This is a genomic window from Roseateles aquae (assembly GCF_032337115.1).
GTDB lineage: Bacteria > Pseudomonadota > Gammaproteobacteria > Burkholderiales > Burkholderiaceae_C > Roseateles_C > Roseateles_C aquae.
This window is the reverse complement of the sequence record NZ_JAVXZY010000036.1, coordinates 1-1552: the sequence shown is the minus strand read 5'-3', so window position 1 is coordinate 1552 and position 1552 is coordinate 1. Positions and strand designations below refer to the sequence as shown.

General features: G+C 58.0%; 2 protein-coding genes. Both read right to left on the bottom strand.

Annotation, left to right across the window (positions count from 1 at the left end):
- Positions 1-526: 526 nt before the first annotated feature.
- Positions 527-1015 (bottom strand): hypothetical protein, encoded by a 489-nt coding sequence (locus tag RQP53_RS24640; protein WP_315653384.1) that lies wholly within the window; start codon positions 1013-1015, stop codon positions 527-529.
- Positions 1016-1172: 157 nt separating this feature from the next.
- Positions 1173-1421, bottom strand: coding sequence for a hypothetical protein (locus tag RQP53_RS24635; protein WP_315653383.1), 249 nt, complete (start codon positions 1419-1421; stop codon positions 1173-1175).
- Positions 1422-1552: the final 131 nt, after the last annotated feature.

Sequence of the window (1552 nt, the reverse complement as noted above, 5' to 3'; positions counted from 1 at the left end):
ACATTGCTCTTTGCATGGCTCGATTCTGCCTTTGCGCTCCAGCAGTGGCACTCGGTGAATGCCACCAGTGCAGCTCAACGCTCCAAACCCAAACGCTCCCGCGGACCACCAACCCGAACTGCTTCAACCTGGCCAGAGCGCTCCGAATCGCACAGCTGCAACGCCAAACGCAAAGCGCCACCAGATTCTTCGCAGCGCTCCAACCTCACCGGCAAGAGGCCCAACGTTATAGCTAACCGGCCTGCAGCGGCGTGACGCGGCTGGCCGAGAATGAAATGACGGCCAGCCGTGGCATGCCGTTGCAGGTCCGGTTGAGCGGGTGGTTATCGTTTTCACGTCGTCATTGTCAACAGATAGAACGTGCACGTGCTGGAGAAGGAACACCGTTTCCATGGAACCTAACGTTGAAGCTAACCGGCCAGCGACGGCAGGACGCCGAAGGGCCAGAATGAAATGAGGCCCGAAGGCGGCATGCCGTTGCGGGTCCGGTTGAGCGGCAGGTTAGAGCGCATTGGCGATTCCGCACTCACGGCAGGCCCCTACTTCGCGCACTGATGGCTTGATTGATGCGCTGCGCAACGAATCGGCTGCGCTCGGGCTCGCCGGCGGGTGACAGTTCACCATTTTCAAAGTCTTCGAGGTGCAATCCATCGTGCCAGAGGCCATTCTGTGCGATGCGCTTTACATATACGAAAGCAGCCGGATCGATCCCCAAACTCCCTAGCGTCTCGCGAAGGCATATGCCCTCCACGAGGATCAACACTGCGTCGGCGGCAGGGCCGGAAAGAATAGCCTTGAGCTTGGCCAAGTCGAGCCGGCCCAAATAGGGCAGCGACTCATCCCCATCCTCTACGAGGTCGTCGGTGTGTATGGCCATTCCACCAAGTGATTCCGCGAGCGCGGTCGCAAGATGAGTCTTCCCCGAGCTCATAAAACCGTCTAACCCAACCAGTGATCCCCGCGGCAACTGGCGCAGTGCGTCCTGCAGGGAAGAGACTGTCGCGATGGACGGCATTTGGTGCGCTCTAACGTTAGAGCTGAGCTGCGAGCAGCGGCTGGGCACGCAAGGCCCAGATTGAAATGAGGGCCTGAAGTGGCCAGCCGTTGCGAGTCAGCTCGAGCGCGAGGTTAGGCCGCTGCAGCGCTGATTGCGACACTTGGTTCATGTATTGCTATGTACGAACAAGACTTGACACGGCAAGAACAAGATCGTCTTCGCCTCGAAGCAGAAGGCCGATGTAGGTCTCTGAAATAGCCTCCAGAGTTCCATTCGGCAACTTGATTGCAAATCTAGTCAGTTCCTGTGAGCCGCCAAGAACCCATTCTGCATCCGCAACAGAACCGCCAAGTGACTCGATGACTGCGCATAGTTTTGCAAAGAGCGCATCGTCGCATTCGGAGCCAAGAACGATCTTCCTCATTGATGCGGCCTAACGAAGCTGTCCAATAACCCCACCCCGACGCGTCAAGGCATCTGACGAGCAGGATGGGCTCTGGTTCAGCAGAGTTTTCATTGCGTGCGATTGTGGCGCGAACTTTGGGCCTTGGTGGG

Excerpts from the sequence above, each read along its gene's own strand:
- RQP53_RS24635 (WP_315653383.1), bottom strand. The coding sequence starts at position 1,421 with ATGAGGAAGATCGTTCTTGGCTCCGAATGCGACGATGCGCTCTTTGCA.
- RQP53_RS24640 (WP_315653384.1), bottom strand. The coding sequence starts at position 1,015 with ATGCCGTCCATCGCGACAGTCTCTTCCCTGCAGGACGCACTGCGCCAG.